Origin of the sequence: Streptomyces sp. NPDC004542 (genome assembly GCF_040610035.1) — a bacterium.
Taxonomy (GTDB): domain Bacteria; phylum Actinomycetota; class Actinomycetes; order Streptomycetales; family Streptomycetaceae; genus Streptomyces.
Genome location: NZ_JBEXLP010000044.1, coordinates 25,677 through 45,812, shown reverse-complemented (window position 1 = coordinate 45,812; position 20,136 = coordinate 25,677). Strand labels below are relative to the sequence as shown.

Genomic DNA, 20,136 nt, shown 5'->3' with positions numbered 1-20,136 from the left:
CGGGGGCTTCTCATCCGTCTTTCACCGACGCCTCATACGGTGGGGTCATGACGCAGGTGACTCCTCCCGGGTGGTACCCCGATCCCGGGCAGACAAGTGACGGTCCCGCCACCGAGCGCTGGTGGGACGGCAAGGCATGGACGGAACAGACCCGTCCCGCCGGGTCGGCCACCGTATGGGGTCCCCCGGCTCATTCGCCGGCCGCCGGGCCGTATCCGGCCCACCCGGCCCACCCGGCCTATCCCGCCCATCCGCCCGCCCCGCCGCGCCGCGGTCTGCGGACGGGCATAGCGGTCGCCGTGGCGGCCGCGGTCCTCGCGAGCATCGGGGTCGGCGTGTACGCGCTCTCCGGGAACGGCGGCGGCGACCGCGCCGGGTCGCGGCAGGGCTCCGGCGGACCGGGCGGCCCCGGCGGCCCCGGCGGGCAGGGCGGCTCCGAGGGCCAGGGCGGGCCGTTCGGCGGGCCGGGTGGCGGCTCGGGCGGCGGGCCGGGCGGCGGCTCGGATGGCGGCTCGGGCGGCGGGCCGGGCGGCCAGTCGCCCTCGCCCGGTGAGTCCGGGGCGCCCAAGGTCAAGGGCGGCGGCACGATCAGCGACCCGTTCAACGGGATCAGCATGCGGGTACCGGACGGCTGGACCGGGGAGACGCTCTCCGGGGGCGTGCAGGTGACCTCCGACGACTCCTACAAGTGCCCGGGCGACACCTCCAAGAGCTGCACCGCGGGCGGCGCCTACTCGGCGCCCGCACTGCTGCTGCGCAGCGAGGGCGACACGGCCGAGGAGGTCGCCAAGGCGGACATCGCGGCGAACGCCAAGCAGTCCTACGGCGGTACCACCTACGGCAGCATCACCTCCCACAAGGTGCTGGCCTCCAAGGCGGTCACCGTGGCCGGGCAGAAGGGTTACCTGGTCCGCTGGCAGGCGGTCACCAGCAAGGGCGCCGACGGCTACGTCGAGTCGCTCGCCTTCCCCTCGCCCGCCGATCCGCGGCAGATCGTCGTGGTGCGCTTCGGCGTCGACGTCGGGCAGAAGGCGTCGGTCATCGACGAGATCACCAAGAGCATCAAGGTGTCGTCGGGCGGCGGCAACGGGCAGAACGTCTGACCCGCCGGTCCGCCCCGCACAGGAGCCGGGCCGGACAGCGGGCCGGGTGGGGCGCCTCTCCGCTCAAGAGGCACCCCACCCGGCCGGGGTGCGCCGCCCCCGTCCCCACGGTGCGGCGCCGGCAGGCCACCGTCCAGTCATCCCGTGGACGGCGGCCTGGTCTCAGGTCAGCCCGAGCGCGGGCAGCACGGCGGCCTCCACGAACCGCAGCAGGTAGTCGGAGTCGGCGTACCGGCCGCACAGCACGGGCCGCACGCGCAGCACGCCGAACATCATCGCCGGCACGTACTCCAGCGCCGGGTGATCGGCCCGCACCTCGCCCCGCTCGACACCGCGCCGGATCATCTCCTGGAGCGCGGCGATCTCGGGGTCGACGAGCGTCTCGCGCAGCGCCTGCTGCAGTTCCGGGTCCTGCGTGACCGCGTGCCCCAGAGCCTGCAGCAGCCGGGTGTCCTTGCCCGACCAGTCGCCCGCGGCGAGCGCGGCCCGGCGCAGGTCCTCGGCGAGCGATCCGGTGTCGATCCCGGCGAAGCGCACCTCGCGGCTGGCGCGCAGGGCCGCCGCCACGAACTGGGGCTTGGTCTTCCACTGCCGGTAGAGCGTGGACTTGCTGCACCGCGTGCTGGCGGCGACCCCTTCCATGGTGACGGAGTCGTAGCCGCACGCGCGGATCTGCTCGAGCACGGCGTCGAAGAACTCCCGCTCACGCGCGGGCGTGATCTTGGAGCGGCGCGCGGCGGCGACCGTCTCCGGTCCGTCCGCGGCCTGCGCGGCCTGCGCGGCCTGCGACGTCATGTGCTCTTCTCCTCACTCGTGGCGCGGTCACTCAGGTAACGCGGTCACTCCCGTGCGCGGTTTCCCGAAACCCGTATCCAGTGTGTCCTACGTCAACCGATACGCCAGTGTACCGGTACCCGACCGTATCGGTACTCTGCCGTATCGGTACACTGGCGTATCGGTACGGAGACGTATCGCGAAGAGCCGGCACCACCATCAGCGAAGGGGGCGGGGATGAACGCCCGAACCGCGCCTGCGGAAGCGGACGCCGACGCCACGGCGCGGCCGCCGGTCGTCCGTGAGCTCCTGCTCGTGACGGGGCTCTTCCTCGTCTACAAGCTCGGCCGGCAGCTGGCCACCGGCCACACCGGTCAGGCGCTGCACAACGCCCGCCGCGTGTGGCACCTGGAACGGGCCGCGCAGCTGCCCGGCGAGGGCGCGGTGCAGTCCGCGCTGCTGCACGGCGACACCCTGGTCCGCCTGGCGAACACCTACTACGCGACCGTCCACTTCCCGGCCACCGCCGCCTTCCTGGTCTGGCTGTACCTGCGGCGGCCCGCGCACTACCTCTGGGCCCGCCGGGTCCTCGCCGCTATCACGGCCGCCGCCCTCGTACTGCCCTTCACGTTCCCGCTGGCCCCGCCGCGCATGCTGGCCGCGACGGGGCTGGTCGACACCGCTCGCGTCTACGGCCCTTCCGTCTACGGTCCACCGCAGACCGACCACCTCTCCAACCAGTACGCCGCGATGCCCTCGCTGCACTTCGGCTGGGCCCTGATGGTGGCCGTCGGACTGATCGTGGCCACCCGGTCGCGCCTGCGCCCGCTGTGGCTGCTGCACCCGCTGGTGACCCTGCTGGTGATCGTGGGCACGGCGAACCACTACTGGCTCGACGCGATCGCCGCGACGGCCCTGCTCGGCGCGGTACTCGCCCTGGTCCGCCCGCCGCACCGCACCCCGAACGGAGCGAGTGCGCCGCACGCACGGCGCGGCGGCCGGGGAGGCCGCCGGCCGCTGCCGGTGTCCCCCGAGGCGCCCGTCCTGGCCGGAGCGGGCCGGTGAGCGCCGACCTGATCGCCGTCGCCCTGTCCCTGGTCTCGGCCGTCGCCTACGCCGCGGCCGCCGTCGCCCAGGAGCGGCTCGCCGCGCGGGCTCCGGGCTCCGGCCTGCGGCAGCTTCCGGCGAGCGGCGCGTGGTGGTCCGCGGTCGGGTTGAACGCGGGCGGCGCGCTGCTGCACGTGGTGGCCCTCGAGTACGGTCCGCTGACGGTGGTCCAGCCGCTCGGCGCGCTCACTCTGGTCGCGGCCGTGCCGCTGGGGGCGCGGGCCGCCGGGCGGCGGGTCAGCCCGGTCGAGTGGCGCGGCACCGCGTTCACGCTGCTGGGGCTGGCGGCCGTGCTGGCCGCCGCCTCGGGCCCGGCCCCCGAGCAGGTGCTGAGCCTGACGCAGGCGCTGGCGGTCGCCGGTACGACGGCTGCGCTGATCGGCCTGCTGGCGCGGCCCGGTGCCCGGCCGGGTCTGCGGCACGCGACGGCGTCCGGCTTCGCCTCGGGCGTGGCGTCGGCGCTCACCCAGACCGTGACGGTCGCGGCGACGGGCCGGTCCGCGGACGGGCCGGGTGTCGGGGTCGCCGGGGCCGTCGGGGTCGCGCTGCTCGTCGCCGCGTTCGCCACCGGCGGGCTGCTGCTGGCGCAGACGGCCTACCGGGGCGGTCTGGGCGCCCCGCTGGCGGTGGTGACCCTGGCCAACCCGGTCGCGGCCGCGGTGATCGGGCTCACCCTGCTCGGCCAGGGACTCCGGGGCGGCACTGCCGGGGTCCTGCTGGCGCTGGCCGGGGCGGGGCTGGCCTCCTGGGGGGTGGTGCTGCTGACCCGGGCGACTCCCGCGGCCGGGCCCGCCACCGACGACGGCGCCGAACACCCGGTGGCGGCGGTGCTGGCGCTGGAGCCGGGCACGGCGTCGCTCGAACCGGCGTTGGTGCCACGCCAGCAGCCGGAGCCGGGACGGCTCAGCCCGCTCTAGGGGGAAACACCCGTTATGTCTTCTGCGGTCCTGCAACGGGGCCGCTGGCCTCCGGGCCCGGCGGCCGGTGCGCGCGGAACGCCGTGCGCACCGACCGCCGTCGCCGGTATACCGTCGGCGAGGATCAGCCCAGTCCCCGCGCGTCCTGCTTCAGCGCGGTGTCGACGGTCAGCGCCGTCGCCACCACGAGGCTGAGCAGCGGCTCGGGCAGCTGGTAGTGGATCTGCAGGACGTAGTTGTCCGCGGTCGTGAACAGCGTCTTGGCGAGGCCTTCCCAGGTCTTGGTGATCCGGGCGACCTCGTTGTCCGCGTGGTCGACGATGGCGAAGTTCCACGCCCGCCAGTTCTCCGCCTTGATGGCGCCGACCTTCTGACCGCCGGCGTTCATCGCGAAGTTGATCTTGCCGATCATGTTCTGCTGGACGATCTCGCCCACCGGCGAGCCGTCCGGGCGCTGCACGATCACCTTGGACTTGAAGATCTTCGCGGGCCGGGTCAGCAGCAACTGCGGCTGTCCGAAGGCGTCCCGGATCTCCAGCTTGTGCGTCATGAACTGGTCGAGGCTGGAGACGAAGCGGATGATCTTCTTGATGATCCCCTGGCCGACCTGTACGACCGAGCCGATCTCCTTGCCGTTCTGATCCATGACCTTGTACTCGTTGGTCAGCTCGATCAGCTTGGCCTTCTGGTTCACCACCAGGACCGGCTCGGTGAACAGGCTGCCGCCGCCGGGGCCGCCGCCGGCCACTCCGGCCTGCTGCTGGACCTGACGCTGCACACGGGCGTCACCGGCGGCCTGCTGCGGAACGGCCGCCGGCGGGGCGGCCTGCTGGGCGCCGCCCTGGTCCGGGCCGGTGTGATCGGTCCACTGCACGCCGTCCCAGTAACGGAGCGTCCGGGGCGCACCGTGCGGATCGGGGTACCAGCCTGCAGGAGTGTTCGATTGCGTGGTCACCGGGGCACACTACCCTGAGCCGACCGGTACCTGACCAGTCACCACGTTGCGGTATTCATCGCCCGTTCGCTCCGTCACTCCGTGACGATCGCCGGGTCACTGACACCGGGACGCCCGTTCTCGACATGTCCGGCGAAGCGCCGCAGGAACGTCGGGTCGGCGTCGGAGGTGACGGTGAGGTCGTACCAGCGGCGGCTCGCCGTGAGGTCCACCGTGAGCCGGACGCGTGCCCCCGGCCGCACGGTGACCTTCCGCGGCCGTCCGCCGTAGCCGTTCGCCAGCCGCAACCGGGCCGTGCCGGAGCCCTGGTTGGTGAAGGCCAGCTCGATGCCGTCGCCCGCGTGCCGGGCGGTGACCTCCGCTCCCGCGGTCTTCCCCGGGCCCTTGAAGACGCGCAGGAAGCCGTTCGGGCCGTGCACGCTCAGATGGTGCGAGCCGCCGGAGCGGGCGGAGTCCCAGGTACCGGAGACCGACGTGCCGGCCTCGGTGGTGTAACTCCAGGGCCCGTCGGCGCGGTTGCCGGAGGTGACGAGGAAGGCGGCGCCCGCGTGGGCACCGGAGGCGAAGGTGAGCGTGAGCCCGCCGATCGCCGGGTCCGCCGAACCGTCCACGACGGGCGCGTACCTCAGCGGCCGGGTGGGCCGGTGCCCGCGCTCCTGCCTGGGCAGGGCGCCACTCGCGGGCGGGGCCGGCACATAGTCGGGGTGGCGGTCGCGGTCCGGGGGCCGGTAGCCGGCGGTGTCCGGCAGGGCGACCGGCCGGGTGTCCGCGCGGGAGAAGTCGAAGGCCGAGGTCAGGTCGCCGCAGACGGCGCGCCGCCAGGGCGAGATGTTCGGCTCGTGCACGCCGAAGCGGCGCTCCATGAACCGGATGACCGAGGTGTGGTCCATCGTCTCCGAGCAGACGTAACCCCCCTTGCTCCAGGGGGAGACGACGAGCATCGGCACCCGCTGCCCCAGCCCGTAGGGCCCGGCGACATGGCCGCTGTCGCCCTTGAACAGGTCGGGCCCGGCGTCGGCCGTCGAGCTGCCCTGCGCGGCGGAGGCCGGCGGGTAGGGCGGTACGACGTGGTCGAAGAAGCCGTCGTTCTCGTCGTAGGTGAGGAACAGGGCCGTCCTCGCCCACACCTCCGGGTCGGCGGTGAGCGCGTCGAGGACCTGGGAGACGTACCAGGCACCGTAGTTGGCGGGCCAGTTGGGGTGCTCGGTGAAGGCCTCGGGGGCGACGATCCAGGAGATCTGCGGCAGCTTGCCGTCCTTGACGTCGGCCTTCAGCCGGTCGAAGAAGCCTTCGCCCCTGCGGGCGTCGGTGCCGGTGCGGGCCTTGTCGTACAGCGGGTCACCGGGCTTCGCGTCCTGGTACTGCTTGAAGTACAGCAGGGAGTTGTCGCCGTAGTTGCCGCGGTAGGCGTCCGGGATCCAGCCCCAGGAGCCGCTCGCGTCGAGGCCGTCGCCGACGTCCTGGTAGATCTTCCACGAGACCCCGGCCTTCTCCAGGCGCTCGGGGTAGGTGGTCCAGCTGTAGCCGGCCTCCTCGTTGCCGAGCACCGGGCCGCCGCCCTTGCCGTCGTTGCCCGTGTACCCCGTCCACAGGTAGTAGCGGTTCGGGTCGGTGGAGCCGATGAACGAGCAGTGGTAGGCGTCGCAGATGGTGAACGCGTCGGCGAGCGCGTAGTGGAAGGGGATGTCCGCACGCGTCAGGTACGCCATGGTCGTGGCGCCCTTGGACGGCACCCACGTGTCGTACCTGCCCTGGTCGAAGGCGGCGTGCCCGTCGTTCCAGCCGTGCGGGAGATCCTGGATGAACGCGAGGCCCAGGTCGTCGGCGTCGGGGTGGAACGGCACCAGGTCCTTCGTGCCGTCCGACTGGTACCACACCGGCTTCCCGTCCTGGCGGGTCACCACCGGACGCGGGTCGCCGAAGCCGCGGACGCCGCTGAGCGAGCCGAAGTAGTGGTCGAAGGAGCGGTTCTCCTGCATGAGGACGACGATGTGCTCGACGTCCTCGATCGACCCGGTGCGGTGGTGGGCGGGCAGCGCGGCGGCCCGCTGGATGCTGCTGGACAGCGCGGTGAACGCCGCGGTCGCGCCCGCGAGTTGGAGGAATCGACGCCGGTTGGCTTCGGGCATGGCTGAGGGACCTCTCATCCTGGCGTACGGGATGGCCGGAACGTGGCGGATGATGCGCGGTGCGAGTGTTCCAAGAGCACCGAACGTCAGGGAAGGACCCGGTGGCGGCGACGTGACCGGCGCGGGTACGCGAGGCCAAGACCTCGCCAAGAAGTCCCCGCGCCCGGATCCGGGCCGGACATCGGACGTTCCGGTACCCGGGGGTCAGCTCAGGATCGTGCGGCGTCGCTCCCGGTCCTGGTCGAGAGCGGCCAGCGCCCGGCGGGCGTCCGCCACGAGATGGGGCGAGTTCCAGGCGAGCGCGGTGCGTTCCGCGAGCGCGTAGTTCTCGGCAGCGGCCCGGTCTTCGCCCGTGAGCCGGTACAGATCTCCGAGGGCCTGCGCCAGGGGACGGGTCACGTAGGCGCCTCCGGCCACGGCACCGAGCTGGTGCCGGAGGGGCAGCAGGTGCTCGATCAGCGCGTTTGCCGCGTCCACGTCCCTGCGCAGGGTCACCAGTTGGGCACGGAAGTCGAGTTCCATGCCGTAGAGGTGATCGGTCATGATCTTCGGGCTGAGCTGCACCTCACCGGCCTCGTCGAGCCTGCCGAGCCGGGCCAGTATGACGGCCAGTGCCGCCCCGACCGGAGCCCCGACGGATTCGTACGCGTCGCGCATCGCGCGCTCGGCCTCCGCCAGTCGCCCCTGGGCGAGCCGCACGGTGATCCGGCCCAGCATGACCATGCTCGCCGCGTGATGTGTGCCGACCCTCTGCAGGACGCTCTGCGCCTTCGCGTAGTCGGCCTCCGCCACGTCGAAGCGGCCGGCGGCCGCCTCCAGCATGGCGGAGGTCACCGTGTTGAGGCCCTGCGCCCACTGCAGCCCGTAGCGGCGCGCGATCCTCACTCCTTCCGCCACGTGCCGGCGCACCGCCGCCGGATCGTTGCGGGTGGCGGCGGTCATGCCGTCCAGGTGCTCACAGACCCAGCGGTAGGCGGGAAGGTCGTTCGCGTCGGCGAGCTGCCGCAGCTCCGCCACGAGCGGCGGCCGGGCGGCGGCATGCACCTCATGGGGCAGCAGTCTGGCCGAGGTCATCAAGGCCGCCGCGAGCAGCCGCGGTTCGCCGTGGGTGCGGGCGATCGCCAACTGGGTGCGGGCGGCGTCGAGGGCCCGCGGCGCGTCCTCGGTGGCGACCACGTCGACGAGTACCTGCAGCACCCGGGCGCGTGTGGCGTCGTCGAGGCCGGGATCGGCGGCCAGCTGCTCCAGGCGGGGCAGCGACGTGCGGTCGTAGAAGGCCTCCAGGCGGCTGCGCCAGGGAGAAGGTTCGGTCCAGGCACCGTAGACGGCCGCGGCCAGGTCGCCCCGGTCGGCCTGTTCGGCGAGTCTCACCGCCTGGTTGCGGGTGTGGAGGGCCGCCTCCGTGGAACCGGCCCGGATCTGCGCGCCCAGCAGCCGCACCAGCAGCCCCACGGTCCGGTCGGGCTGTCCGTGCGTCTCGGCCGAGGAGGTGGTGTGCACGTCGATGGCCTGCTGGATCAGTTCCACGGCGCTGTCGTGGGCGTAGCGCTGCTCGGCCGCCTTCGCCGCGCGCAGCGCGTAGTCGATGGCCATGGGGGCGTCCGTGGTGTTGCCGGAGCGGGCGAAGTGGTGGGCCAGCGCGGCGAAGTCGTCCGGCCGGTGCTCGCGCAGCACCCGCGCGATGCGGGCGTGCAGACGGGCACGCCGTACGCCGGGCAGGTCGGTGTACACGGTGTCACGGACCAGGGCGTGGACGAACCGGACCCGGCCGGGACGCACCTCGGTCAGGAGGTCCGCGGACAGTGCCGCGTCCAGTCCCTTCAGTACGTGCTCCTCGTCGGCGTCCGCCGCGGCCAGGAGGTTCACATCGGCCTCCAGACCGACGGCGGCCGCCAGTTGGAGCGACGACCGGGCCGCGGCGGGCAGGAGTGCCAGCCGCCTGCGGAGAACGTCACGCACGCCCTGCGGGACCTCGGAGACCGCGACCAGGGCGCCCTCGCTGGCCAGGAGCCGGGCGCTTTCCAGGACGTAGAACGGGTTGCCGCCGGTCCGTTCGGCCAGCGCCCTGACCGTGTCAGCGTCGACGGGGCCGCCGCACACGGCCCCGACCACGGCGGCGACGTCGTCCGGCGGCAGGCCGCCGACGAAGACCCGGCAGGGAGCTTTGCGGGCGAGCACCGCCAGGGTCTTCGTCAGGTGCTCCCCCGGCTCTGCCGGGCGGTAACTGGCGATGAGGAGCAGGGGGACGCCGTCCATCGCCGCCACCTCGAGCAGGGCGAGTGTCTCGCTGTCCGCCCGGTGGAGGTCCTCGATGACGACCGCCAGCGGCGACCTGGCCGCCACGGCCCGCAGCCACTGGGTGAACGCGAGGTGCATCCGGAAGCGACCCGCGGCCGCCGCGTCACGGTCCTTGACGGTCGTGTCCGCCGGCTCACGCAGCAGGACCGCGAGTTCCTCGGGCCGGGCGGGAGGCACCTGCCGGGCGAGCTCGCCGAGCGCTTCCACCCAGGCCCAGGCCGGTGGCGCGCCCTCGTACTCGGGGCAGCGCCCGACGACGACCCGCCATCCGCCGGCGCGCAGTCTCGTGCCGATCTGCTCCATGAGCGCGGTCTTGCCCGCACCGGCCTCACCGGTCACCAGAACCGTGCCGCCCCCGGTACGGGCGGCCCGCGCCGCGGCGTCCACGGCGGCCAGCTCGCTCTCCCTGCCGACGAAGAGATGCCGCCGCCCCCGCAGGTGTTCGGCCGCGGCAGGGTCGAGCAGCCCCGGGTCGGCGGTGGCGGACATCGTTTCCGCGGGCGGGTCGCCGTGCGGGAACGTGCGCAGCGGATCGACCCGTTGCGCCAGGACCGCCTGCTCCAGTTCGCGCAGGGCGGGGCCGGGATCACAGCCGAGTTCCTCCCGCAGCACTGCCGCGGCGCGGCGCAGGGAGGCCAGGGCGTCGGCCTGCCGGCCGCATTGCCACTGGGCGAGCGCGAGCAGGCGCCAGCCCTCCTCGCGCAAGGGGCGTTCACCGGTGAGTGCCTCCGCGGCCAGCACCGCCTCGGCCGCGCGGCCGGCCCGGAGGTCGGTAGCGACCGCCAGCTCACGTGCCTCGGCCCGCAGTTCGGTCAGCCGGGCCACTTCCGGGGCCGCCCACAGTTCGGTGGCGTGTTCGGCGAAGGCCGGTCCCTGCCACCACCCGAGCGCCTCGGTGAGCAGCCGCCGGGCCTCCTCGACCGGTGCGTCACGGGCCCGGCTCACCCAGGCCTCGAAACGCCAGGCGTCCACGGCTTCTTCGGGCAGCCGCAGCGCATAGCCGGGAGGAGCGGTGAGCAGGATCGACGAGGGAGCGCGCGGCGGACGGTCCGGTTCCAGGAGCCGGCGCAGATTCGACACGTAGGCGTGCAGGGATGCCTTCGCCTTGGCGGGCGGTGTTCCCCGCCACAGCTCGTCCGTCAGCCGCTCGGCCGGCACGACGGCGCCCCGGGCCGCCAGCAGCAGCGACAGCACGGTCCGCTGCCGCGACGCACCCAGCGCGACCGGTTCTCCCCGCACCTCTGCGCCCAGCGAACCCAGAACGCGGATAAGCAACACACCGGGAAGATTAGCCGAGTCGCGACACACGGCCGTCACCAGGAAATGAACGCATCATCAGATCTCCTCGGCCCGCTTCGGGCCCTGCCGCCCAGCCGAACGGTCGTCCGTGACAGTGACCGTGTGCGGCTCCGGGACGGGTTCGTCGGCTGGGGTGCCGGCGCCAAGATTCACCGCCGAATGTCGGGAAGTTGTCGTCTTCCTGTCGGCGTCCGGTACCACTTGCCGGCTTCTTCGCAGGCCGCCGGAGCCGGTCTGCCGCAGTTCCTACGATGGCCACCATGTGTGCGTACGTTGTGGTCGCGGACGACGACCCCAAGCAGGCCGATCTCATCCGCCGTTACCTGGAGCGGGAAGGCCATTCGGTCGGTGTCGTCCACGACGGCCGGGCCGCCCTGGACGAGATCCGGCGGCGGATGCCCGATCTCGTGGTGCTGGACTGGATGATGCCGCGCACGGACGGCCTGGACGTGTGCCGGGTGCTGCGCAGGGAGTCCGACGTCCCGGTCCTGATGCTCACCGCGCGCGCGGAGGAGGACGACCTGCTGCTCGCCCTCGACCTGGGCGCCGACGACTACCTGACCAAGCCGTGCAGCCCGCGCGAACTGGTCGCCCGGGTCCGTACCCTGCTCAGGCGGGCCGGTCACACGGCCGCCCCCGGTGCCGGGTTCGCCGCCCGGCGGGACGAGCCGGTGTTCGTCGTGGGTTCGCTCGTGGTCGACCCCGCCCGGTTCGAGGTCCGGGTGGACGGGCGGCTGACCGACTGCACTCCCGGCGAGTTCCGCGTGCTCGAGGTGCTGGCCTCGGCTCCGGGCCGGGTGTTCACGAGGAAGCAGGTGCTGGAGCACCTGCACGGCATCGACCGCTATGTCACGACCCGCACGGTCGACGGGCACATCATGAACCTGCGCCGCAAGATCGAGCGCGATCCGGCCCGGCCCGAGCGGCTGCTGACGGTCTACGGCGTCGGCTACAAGATCGCCGAAGTGCGTTCCCCGGACGGGTCCGAGGGCGGGACCGGTTCCCGTGCGAGGTGACATACCGCTGCACAGGAGTCTGCGGTCGCGACTGCTGGCGCTGTCCGCTCTGGTCTCCCTGTGCTCGATCGCCGCGACGGCCTGGCTCGTCGTCAGCCTCACCGCCGTCGCCATCGGCCGTGAGCGCGGCCGGGCCCTCAACGACGACGCGCGGATCTACGACACGCTCGTCGGGTTCGCGGCCACGCACCCGGACTGGAGCGGGGTCGGGCCGACGATCCGCGCCCTGTCCGAGCGGACCGGGCGCCGTATCACGCTGACCGATGTGGACCGCCACCTGCTGGCGGACTCCGGGGGAGGGAGCCCGAGGACGGCCAGGTCGCTGCCGTCGACGGCGTCGGCGACGGTCGACGCGTTCGCCGTGGACACCACACTGGCACCCCGTCGCGACGGCACACTCTCCGACCGCATCGATCCGCGCGCCGTCGGCCCCTTCCGGCTGACCGGCCGGGAGAGGACCACGCTGGAGACCGAGGCGTCCCGGGTCGCCCGGTGCTTCCGCGGCCCCGGACAGACCTTGAGCGTCGAGGTCGTCCGAAAGCCCAACGGGCGGCCGGAGATCGAGCTCGGCGGCCACCCCCTGGTCGCGGGCGACCGGTGCGAGGTCGACCGCCTGCTGACGCGCACCGCCACGGAGAGCCGGGCGCTGACTCAACTGGGCCGGCTCGTCAACGGCTGCCTCGCCGCCCGTCACGCCCCGTCGGTGCAGCTCGCCGACGACCTCACCTGGATCGCCGCCACCGCCCGCGGCACTCCCGACCCGCGGGCGGTGGCGACCTGTCTGCCCACCGCCCGGCGCGAGCAGCTCGACCCCTACGTGGCGCCGCCCGCGCTGCTCTTCGCCACCGCGCCCGACCGGAAGATCACCACGTTCTTCGACCTCTCCGACGCCAACCGCATGCGGATCGCCGGAGCAACCGTCACGGTGCTGCTGCTCACCATGACGGTCACCTACGTCGCCGGCACCCGCATGGTCGGGCCGCTGCGGGCCCTGACCGGCGCGGCCCGGCGGATGGCGGAAGGCGACCAGGACGCGCGTGTGGAGGTGACCGGCGACGACGAGTTCGGCAGGCTCGCCGCGGCGTTCAACCTGATGTCGAGCAGGCGTCAGGAACTGGAGCGACTGCGCCGGGCGCTGGTGAGCGACGTCGCCCATGAACTGCGCACGCCGCTCAGCAACGTACGGGGCTGGCTGGAGGCCGTCGAGGACGGTGTCGTGCCCGCGGACGAGAGCGTCATCTCCTCGCTGCTGGAGGAGGCGGTGCTCCTCCAGCACATCATCGACGACCTGCGCGACCTCTCGGCGGCCGACGCCGGCGCGCTCACGATCCACCCGGAGGAGGTCGACGCGGGCGCGCTGCTCGCCCAGGTCGCCCGCGCCCACCAGGGCAGCGCCGGCTCCGCGGGAGTGGAGCTGCGGGTGCGGGCCCAGGAGGAGGGGTCCCGGCTGTACGCCGACCCCGTGCGGCTGCGCCAGGCGATCGGGAACCTCGTGTCCAACGCCATCCGGCACACGCCCGCCGGCGGCACGGTCACCCTGTCCGCCCACCGGGAGGGCGGCGAGGTGGTGTTCGGCGTCGAGGACACCGGATCCGGCATCGGCGCGGACGACCTGCCCAAGGTCTTCGACCGTTTCTGGCGGGCGGAGAAGTCACGGAGCCGGCGGGGCGGGGGAAGCGGGCTGGGCTTGTCCATCGTCCGCAAGCTCGCCGAGGCGCACGGCGGCAGCGCGCACGCGTCGAGCGTGCCCGGCAGGGGATCGGTGTTCTCCCTCAGACTGCCCGCCCGGGAACCGGGCGGCCCGGTCCGGCCGCCCGTCTGAGCCCCGCACCGGACCCGCGCCGGACCCGCGCCGGATCGGCATCGCACCGGCAACGCTTCCTGACGGTCTCCCGACACACGCCGCGCAGGATCGGCCCCATGACCCACTTCTTCGACACTCCCGGCCACGGCCGGGTGCTCGGCGCCGCCTGCCTCCTCGCGGGCGGCCTCCTGCTCACCGGCTGCGGCGGCTCGGGCGACTCGGGCGGCGACGGTCCGACGCGGCACGGCGTGGCCTCCCTGGAGAGCGGTGCCCCGGCCGGAAAGGCGACCGCGAGCGCAGCGCCGTCCCCCGACGACGGCCGCCCCCAGCTGCGTCTCGACAGCTCGGACGCCGAACGCGACCGCTACTGGCACATCTACGCCGGATGCCTCAAGGACCACGGGCACCGCATGCTCACGGCCCGTGGCCCGGACTCCATCGACGACACCGACCACAGCGCCACCGCCAAGGCGGCCGTCAAGGCCTGCGCGGACGAACTGCCGCTCCAGCCGCCCGAGATGGACCGGACGACGAACCCGCACTACGACGACGACTACCGGGCCTACGTGAAGTGCCTGAACGGCAAGGGGCTCAAGGTCACCGCGCTGCCCGACAACTCCGGCTGGACGTACGACGGCAACACCACGATGAGCGCCACCGAGCAGAGCAAGGCCGACAAGAACTGCACCCTGGAGGCGTTCGGTGGCAAGAAGCAGTAGGACCGCCGCCGCGGTGAGCGTCCTGCTGGCCGTCGGCGCCGCGGGGGCCGGCGCGTGGGTGTGGAGCGACACGCACCCGGTGCACAGCCCGGCGACGCGGCCGGCACCGCGCTGCTCACCTACACCTCCGCCGCCAGGTCCGTGACCGTGCCGGTGGAGGCCACCGAGGTCGGGACCGTCAAGGCCGGGGTCAGGGCGGGGATCACCCTGCCCGACGGCAGGACGGTTCGCGGCAGGGTCACGGCACTCGGCCGCACCGTCCAGGGCGGCACCGGCGCGGACCCCGCGGCACAGACCGCGCCGGCCACCGTCGACGTGACCGTCGTCCCGGACCGGCCGGCGGACGTGGCGGGCCTGGACGCGGCGGCGGTGCAGGTCAGGTTCTTCACGGCCGCCCGCAAGGGCGTCCTCGGGGCGGTCGCCGTCGGCATGGCCGCGGGCCTGTGCCCCGCCGCACGCGCCTGCGGCCTGCCCCCGGCCGAGGCGCCGGCCACGGTCTGAGGGACGAGGGCCCCTGGGAGCGCGGGCTCTGTTCATGCCGACGGGCCGGTGCCCCTCACCGTGGGAACGGGTGAGCGGCACCGGCCCGGTACGGGGTCACCAGCGGTAGTACCCCGGGGAGGAGGCGTTGCCGGTGGTGGAGACGCCGGTGCCCGTGCTCTTCTCGTAGTAGAAGCCGCCGATGTACGTGCCGTTGCCCTCGTACAGCTGGACGGCTTCCGGGCCCGAGTCGCCGAAGTAGAGGGTGGTGCAGGTGCCCGGGTTCACGATCGTGGTCGAGAAGTTCCTGGCGGGGAAGTACGCGTAGGAGTCGTAGTACCCGTCGGAGCAGAGCGTGAACTGGTGCGCCGTCGCGGCGTTCGCCGACCCGGCCGCCACCAGGCAGCTCGCGGCGGCGACCGCCGATGCCGCCGTGATTCCGGCTGCCCGCCGCAGGCTGACTTTCTTCATGAACACCTCGTGAGTTCGTGTGGGGCGCCGGCTTCGTGCCGGCCACGCCCAGCCAAGCAAGGCGGCGGCCCGCCGGGTCCCGTCGGCGGCGCCTTCTGCCCCCACGACCGCGGATCGCTGCCCCGAGGTCCACTCGGGGCCGCCCCGGGCGGGCTCACGGTCGCGGTCAGTTCTTACGCACACCAGGCTGCCTATGATCCCGGGGCATGGCCGACAGCGCCGGCGTGGGTCCGCGGCCGGGTCGTCGTCACCGCGTGGCCCGCGCACGCGCGTACGTGACTCAGGAGGTCGGGAAAGTGTCACGGCAGGTGCTCCGGGTCAGCCCGGACAGCCCGGACGGTTGCCGCACGATCGGCGAGGCACTGGCGCGGGCACGCGCCGGGGCCGTGATCAGCGTGGCCCCGGGGCGCTACCCGGAGAACCTGACCGTCCGGAACAGAGTGACGATCGTCGCCGAGGGCGGCCGGGACAGCGCCGAGATCTGCCCCCGCTACGGCAGCGCACTGGTGCTGATGGCCGAGGAGGTCATGCTCACCGACCTGCTGCTGCGCGGCGGCGAGGAGGACGTGCCGGTGGTCGACGCGCCGCGCGGCCAGGTGGCCATGGAGCGGTGCACGGTCGTGGGTTCCGGCTGGACGGCCGTACTGGCCCGGCTGTCGGGCTCGCTGGCCATGCGGGGCTGCCGCGTCGGCAACCCCGGCGGCGCGGGCGTCGTGGACGTCTCCCCCAGCGGCAGCGTGGTCGAGGACTGCCTGATCGAGCACCTCGGGTCCTCCGCGGTCGTCATCGGCGAGCAGGGCCGTACGACGGTACGGGGCTGCCGGCTGCGCGACGCCCGGGGCAACGGTGTGCTCGCCAACGGCGAGGCGCGCGGCTCGGTGGAGGACTGCGAGATCTCCCTCACCGACAAGCCGGCCGTCGCCCTCGAAGGGAACAGCGCGACGACGGTGCTGCGCACCGCCGTCCGTGACGTGTCCACCGGCCTCTACCTCACCACCGGCGCCCGCCCCGTGCTGGAGGACGTCACCGTCACCGACGCCTCGGACAGCGGCATCATGCTGGCCTCGGGCTGCGACCCGACGCTGCGCCGCTGCCGCACCAGCGGGACGGCGGGGGCCGCGCTGGTCGTCACCGAGCGGTCCCGGGGCACGTTCGAGGAGTGCGAGTTCCTCTCCTCCACCGGCACCGCGATCCACGTACTCGGCCATTCCACACCGGTGTTCGCCCGCACCGCGGTCCGTGACTGCGCCGACGCGCGGGCGGCCGTGCTGCTCGCCGAGGACTCCGCGGCCGAGTTCGACCGGCTGGAGGTCGACCACCCGGCGGGGGTGGCGGTCTCCGTGCGCTCCGGCGCCAACCCGCTGCTGCGCAGGGCCGTCATCACCTCCCCGGGCGGCGACGGCGTGGAGGTCTGCGACGGCGGGCGCGGACGGCTGGAGGGCTGTGTGGTCGAAGGGGCGGGCGGCGCCGCCGTCCGGGTCGCCGACGGCGGCAACCCCTATCTGGGCGACGCCGTGCTGCGCTCGTCGGCCGACGCGGGCGTGGCCGTGACCGCCGGCGGCCGGGTGACCGTACGCGACGGTGAGATCTCGGCCAGCGGCGGCTGCGGCGCTCTCGCCGAGGACGGCGCGGACCTGTCCCTGACCCGCACCCGGATCACCGGATCCGGGGCGCACGGGGTCCGGGTGGCCGCCGGCGGGCGGGCCGCCATCGGCGACTGCGAGATCACCGGCAGCCTCGGCGACGGCATCCGCGTCGACAGCGCCGAACCGGTGTCGGTGACCGGCTGCACCCTGCGGGACAACCGCGGTTCCGGCCTGCGGCAGACCCGCGACAGCGAACGGCTGGCCGTGGACGACCTGTCCAGCGGCGGCAACGCCACCCCCGACTCCTGGGGCGCGGAACGCACCTCGGGGACGCCCCTCCAGGGCACCGCACCGGTCGCCGGCCCGGGCGACGGCGCTGCGGGCGGCGGCACGGCGGCCACGGCCGCGGCACCCGTACCGGCTGCGGCGCCCACCGGCCCGATGGCCGAACTCGAGGCCCTGGTCGGCCTGGAGGGCGTCAAACGCCAGGTCGCCACGCTGGTCAACCTCAACCAGCTGGCGCAGCGCCGCGCCAAACTGGGCATGCCGGTCCCGCCGATGAGCCGTCACCTGGTCTTCTCCGGGCCGCCCGGAACCGGCAAGACCACCGTGGCCCGGCTCTACGGCGGCATCCTCGCCTCGCTCGGCGTCCTGCGCTCCGGGCACCTGGTCGAGGTCTCCCGCGCCGACCTGGTGGCCCAGGTCATCGGCGGCACCGCCATCAAGACCACCGAGGCGTTCAAGGAGGCCCTCGGCGGGGTGCTGTTCATCGACGAGGCGTACACCCTGCTGTCCGACAGCAAGGGCTCCGGCGCCGACTTCGGCCGGGAGGCGATCGACACCCTGGTGAAGCTGATGGAGGACCACCGTGACGACGTGGTGGTCGTGGTCGCCGGCTACCCGGAGGAGATGGAGTCCTTCCTGTCCGCCAACGCGGGCCTGGCCTCGCGGTTCACCCGCAGCATCGAGTTCGCCGACTACTCGGACGCCGAGATGGTGACGATCACCGAGAACATGTGCGCGGCCCACCGCTACGAGCTGCACCCCAGCACCCGCGACGCGCTGGCCGGGCTCTACGCGCGGATGCCGCGCGACGCGACGTTCGGCAACGGACGCGCCGCCCGCCGGGTGTTCGAGGAGATGATCGACCGGCAGGCCGCCCGGCTGGCGTCGATGACCGAACCGGCCGAGAGCGACCTGGCGTTGCTCCTGCCCGCCGACGTCGGGGAGGAGGAGGCGGCGTCCGGCCGGGAACGGGCCGGCGACCCGCAGGCGCTGCTGGCGGAGCTCGAGGCCATGGTGGGTCTGCGGGCCGTCAAGCGCGAGGTCGGGGACCTGGTCAGCGTGCTCGCCGCCGCCCGGCAGCGGGAGGCCGTCGGCCTGCCCGTCCCGAGGATGAGCCACCACCTGGTCTTCACCGGCCCACCGGGCACCGGCAAGACCACCGTGGCCCGGCTGTACGCGAGCCTGCTGCACGCCCTGGGCGTGCTGCCGCGCGGCCAGCTGGTGGAGGTCGCCCGTGCCGACCTGGTGGGCCGCTACGTCGGCCACACCGCCCAGCTCACCCGCGAGGTCTTCGAACGTGCCCTGGGCGGTGTGCTGTTCATCGACGAGGCGTACACGCTCACTCCCGAGGGCGCGCCCTCCGACTTCGGCCGCGAGGCCGTGGACACGCTGCTGAAGCTGATGGAGGACCACCGTGACGACGTGGTGGTGATCGCCGCCGGCTACACCGGGGAGATGGGCCGCTTCCTGGCCTCCAACCCCGGCCTGGCCTCGCGGTTCTCCCGGCAGGTGCGGTTCGAGGACTACACCACGGAGGAACTGGTCACCATCGTGTGCGGGCAGGCCGAGGAGTCCGGCTACGCGTGCGTCCCCGAGACGGTCGAGGCGCTGCGCGCCCACATCGACGCCCTGCCGCGCGACCGCTCCTTCGGCAACGCCCGTACCGCGCGGCAGCTGCTCCAGGAGATGACCACCAGCCAGGCCCGGCGGCTGAGCGGGCTGACCGCGCCCGATCTGGCGGACCTCCAGCGGCTGCTGCCGGAGGACCTGCCGGACGGGGCCGGGCTGGGTGGTGCCGCGCGGACCGGGGCTGCCGGCGCGGGCGCGGGCGCGGGTGTCGCGGGCGGACTGCTACCGGCGGGGCGGGCCGCGGCCGGCCGGTAGGGCCCGTCCGGGCGGGTACGGACACCGGCTGACGTACGGAACAGGGCCCGGCGGGTTGTCACCCGCCGGGCCCTGGACGTCGCGGGGCCGGTCAGCGGCCGGACGGTGCCATCAGGGCCGCGGCGGCGGACTCCGCGAGACCGAGGGCCGGGGCGGGGGCGGGCTCGTCGGTGTTCCGGGGGTCTCGCGGAACCGACGTGTCCTCGGCGGTGTCGGTGGGGGCCGGAGCAGGCGCGACCGGCGCGGGTACGGAACCGGCGGTCTCGATCCGCGCCGCCGCGGCGACCGGTTCGTCCGCCTCCCCCGCCGTCGGCCGGGGGTCGGCCGGATCGGGGCCGGCCGGATCGGGGTCGGCCGGGGCGAGGTCCGCCGGGTCGGGGCCGGCCTCCTGTACCGAGGCCTGGTCCACGCCGGTGACCGGGGCGGGGTCGGCGGCCGGAGCCCCCTCGTCCTGCCCGGCGGTCTCCTCGAGGAACTCGGTGAGCGCCTGGTCCAGTGCCTCCGGATCCACCCGCATGGCCACGGCGGCGGACGGGTTGAGGTAGAGCGCGTGTCCCTCGGGCAGCCACTCCGCCAGGTCCGGCACGGCATGGATCTCGTAGGCGAGACGCCCGCCGCTGTCCAGCTGGTGCTGCGAGGTGTAGACCGGCACCACGGGGCTGCCGTCCGGGGCGACCGCCGCCACCGGCTGCCCGTCCGGGCGGACGAACACGGCCACCTCGGCCCGCGCCACCAGCCGCGGCACCTCGTTCTCCAGGCCGTAGCCGGCCGCGGCGCGCTGCACGGCCGCGTCGATCGGGTCGGTGGGCCGGGGCCAGCCGCGCGCGGCGGGAGACCGCACGTACTCCGGGTTGCGCTGCCACTCGACGAGCCGTCCGGCCGCGTCGGAGCGCCACTGGCCCACCACGGCCCAGTGGGGCGGCGGCCAGGCACCGGTCCAGGCCGAGTCGACCAGGCCGAACCAGTGGTCGGGGGCGAGCAGCGCGGCGTTCTGGATGTGGTCCGGTGCCGTCGGCATCATCGCGCGTGACGACTCATCAGCGTCCCGGGCGTTCTCCGCGGCGGCCGCCGTGCTGTCCCCGGAGTCCGCGTCGGCGCCGGGCGAGGCGTCCCCCGGCTCGGCCGGCCAGCTCAGGACGGGTGGCGGCGGCACGTCCCGGACCGCCTCCGGGACGAGGTCGTCGAACGTCAGGCCCGGGCCGTCCGGCGCGGGCGCCAGGAACTCGGCCCGGTCGGCCGGTTCAGCCACCGACGCGGCCGGGGCGTCCTCGGTCGGATCGTCGGGTGCGGGGTTGTCACTCATGGTGAT

Annotated in this window: 14 protein-coding genes; 8 read left to right on the top strand and 6 right to left on the bottom strand. The window is 73.9% G+C overall.

The features are described 5' to 3' along the window. Nucleotides 1-47 precede the first annotated feature (47 nt). Nucleotides 48-1,103: a DUF2510 domain-containing protein gene (locus tag ABZX30_RS23275; protein ID WP_355936343.1), complete on the top strand. Its 1,056-nt coding sequence runs from the start codon at nucleotides 48-50 to the stop codon at nucleotides 1,101-1,103. 162 nt (nucleotides 1,104-1,265) lie between these two features. Here ABZX30_RS23275 and ABZX30_RS23270 read toward each other — a convergent pair whose 3' ends face one another. Continuing rightward, nucleotides 1,266-1,898, bottom strand: coding sequence for a TetR/AcrR family transcriptional regulator C-terminal ligand-binding domain-containing protein (locus ABZX30_RS23270; RefSeq protein WP_355936340.1), 633 nt, complete (start codon nucleotides 1,896-1,898; stop codon nucleotides 1,266-1,268). Between the two features lie 216 nt (nucleotides 1,899-2,114). Between ABZX30_RS23270 and ABZX30_RS23265 the strand changes: the two genes are divergently transcribed. Then, complete coding sequence (locus tag ABZX30_RS23265) at nucleotides 2,115-2,942, top strand: phosphatase PAP2 family protein (protein WP_355936337.1); 828 nt, start codon at nucleotides 2,115-2,117, stop codon at nucleotides 2,940-2,942. Next, a complete protein-coding gene (locus ABZX30_RS23260; protein WP_355936334.1) occupies nucleotides 2,939-3,901 on the top strand; it encodes a hypothetical protein in 963 nt (320 codons plus the stop codon). Before ABZX30_RS23265 ends, ABZX30_RS23260 begins: the two co-directional genes overlap by 4 nt. Before the next feature lie 124 nt (nucleotides 3,902-4,025). Here ABZX30_RS23260 and ABZX30_RS23255 read toward each other — a convergent pair whose 3' ends face one another. The 3 genes from ABZX30_RS23255 to ABZX30_RS23245 form a co-directional block, all read right to left on the bottom strand. Then, nucleotides 4,026-4,856, bottom strand: a complete 831-nt coding sequence (locus ABZX30_RS23255; RefSeq protein ID WP_355936331.1) for a phospholipid scramblase-related protein — start codon at nucleotides 4,854-4,856, stop codon at nucleotides 4,026-4,028. Nucleotides 4,857-4,930: 74 nt separating this feature from the next. Next, nucleotides 4,931-6,985, bottom strand: a complete 2,055-nt coding sequence (locus tag ABZX30_RS23250; protein ID WP_355936329.1) for a phosphocholine-specific phospholipase C — start codon at nucleotides 6,983-6,985, stop codon at nucleotides 4,931-4,933. A 204-nt stretch (nucleotides 6,986-7,189) separates the two neighbouring features. Next, complete coding sequence (locus ABZX30_RS23245) at nucleotides 7,190-10,561, bottom strand: BTAD domain-containing putative transcriptional regulator (protein ID WP_355936326.1); 3,372 nt, start codon at nucleotides 10,559-10,561, stop codon at nucleotides 7,190-7,192. Nucleotides 10,562-10,842: 281 nt separating this feature from the next. Here ABZX30_RS23245 and ABZX30_RS23240 point away from each other — a divergent pair, with 281 nt between their 5' ends. The 4 genes from ABZX30_RS23240 to ABZX30_RS23225 all read left to right on the top strand — a co-directional run bounded on the left by ABZX30_RS23240 (nucleotide 10,843) and on the right by ABZX30_RS23225 (nucleotide 14,622). Next, nucleotides 10,843-11,598 (top strand): response regulator transcription factor, encoded by a 756-nt coding sequence (locus ABZX30_RS23240; protein WP_355936323.1) that lies wholly within the window; start codon nucleotides 10,843-10,845, stop codon nucleotides 11,596-11,598. Then, on the top strand, nucleotides 11,588-13,420 hold the full coding sequence (locus ABZX30_RS23235) for a HAMP domain-containing sensor histidine kinase (RefSeq protein WP_355936320.1): 1,833 nt from the start codon (nucleotides 11,588-11,590) through the stop codon (nucleotides 13,418-13,420). The genes ABZX30_RS23240 and ABZX30_RS23235 overlap by 11 nt, the downstream gene beginning before the upstream one ends. Nucleotides 13,421-13,518: 98 nt before the next feature. Further along, nucleotides 13,519-14,121 (top strand): hypothetical protein, encoded by a 603-nt coding sequence (locus ABZX30_RS23230; protein ID WP_355936317.1) that lies wholly within the window; start codon nucleotides 13,519-13,521, stop codon nucleotides 14,119-14,121. Between the two features lie 54 nt (nucleotides 14,122-14,175). Then, nucleotides 14,176-14,622 (top strand): hypothetical protein, encoded by a 447-nt coding sequence (locus ABZX30_RS23225; protein ID WP_355936315.1) that lies wholly within the window; start codon nucleotides 14,176-14,178, stop codon nucleotides 14,620-14,622. A gap of 96 nt (nucleotides 14,623-14,718) precedes the next feature. Here ABZX30_RS23225 and ABZX30_RS23220 read toward each other — a convergent pair whose 3' ends face one another. Beyond that, nucleotides 14,719-15,072 (bottom strand): hypothetical protein, encoded by a 354-nt coding sequence (locus ABZX30_RS23220; RefSeq protein WP_355936313.1) that lies wholly within the window; start codon nucleotides 15,070-15,072, stop codon nucleotides 14,719-14,721. A gap of 296 nt (nucleotides 15,073-15,368) precedes the next feature. On the opposite strand from ABZX30_RS23220, the gene ABZX30_RS23215 reads away from it, so the two are divergent. Beyond that, complete coding sequence (locus tag ABZX30_RS23215; protein WP_355936310.1) at nucleotides 15,369-18,827, top strand: right-handed parallel beta-helix repeat-containing protein; 3,459 nt, start codon at nucleotides 15,369-15,371, stop codon at nucleotides 18,825-18,827. A 91-nt stretch (nucleotides 18,828-18,918) separates the two neighbouring features. Here ABZX30_RS23215 and ABZX30_RS23210 read toward each other — a convergent pair whose 3' ends face one another. After that, on the bottom strand, nucleotides 18,919-20,130 hold the full coding sequence (locus ABZX30_RS23210; protein WP_355936307.1) for a type VII secretion system-associated protein: 1,212 nt from the start codon (nucleotides 20,128-20,130) through the stop codon (nucleotides 18,919-18,921). Nucleotides 20,131-20,136: the final 6 nt, after the last annotated feature.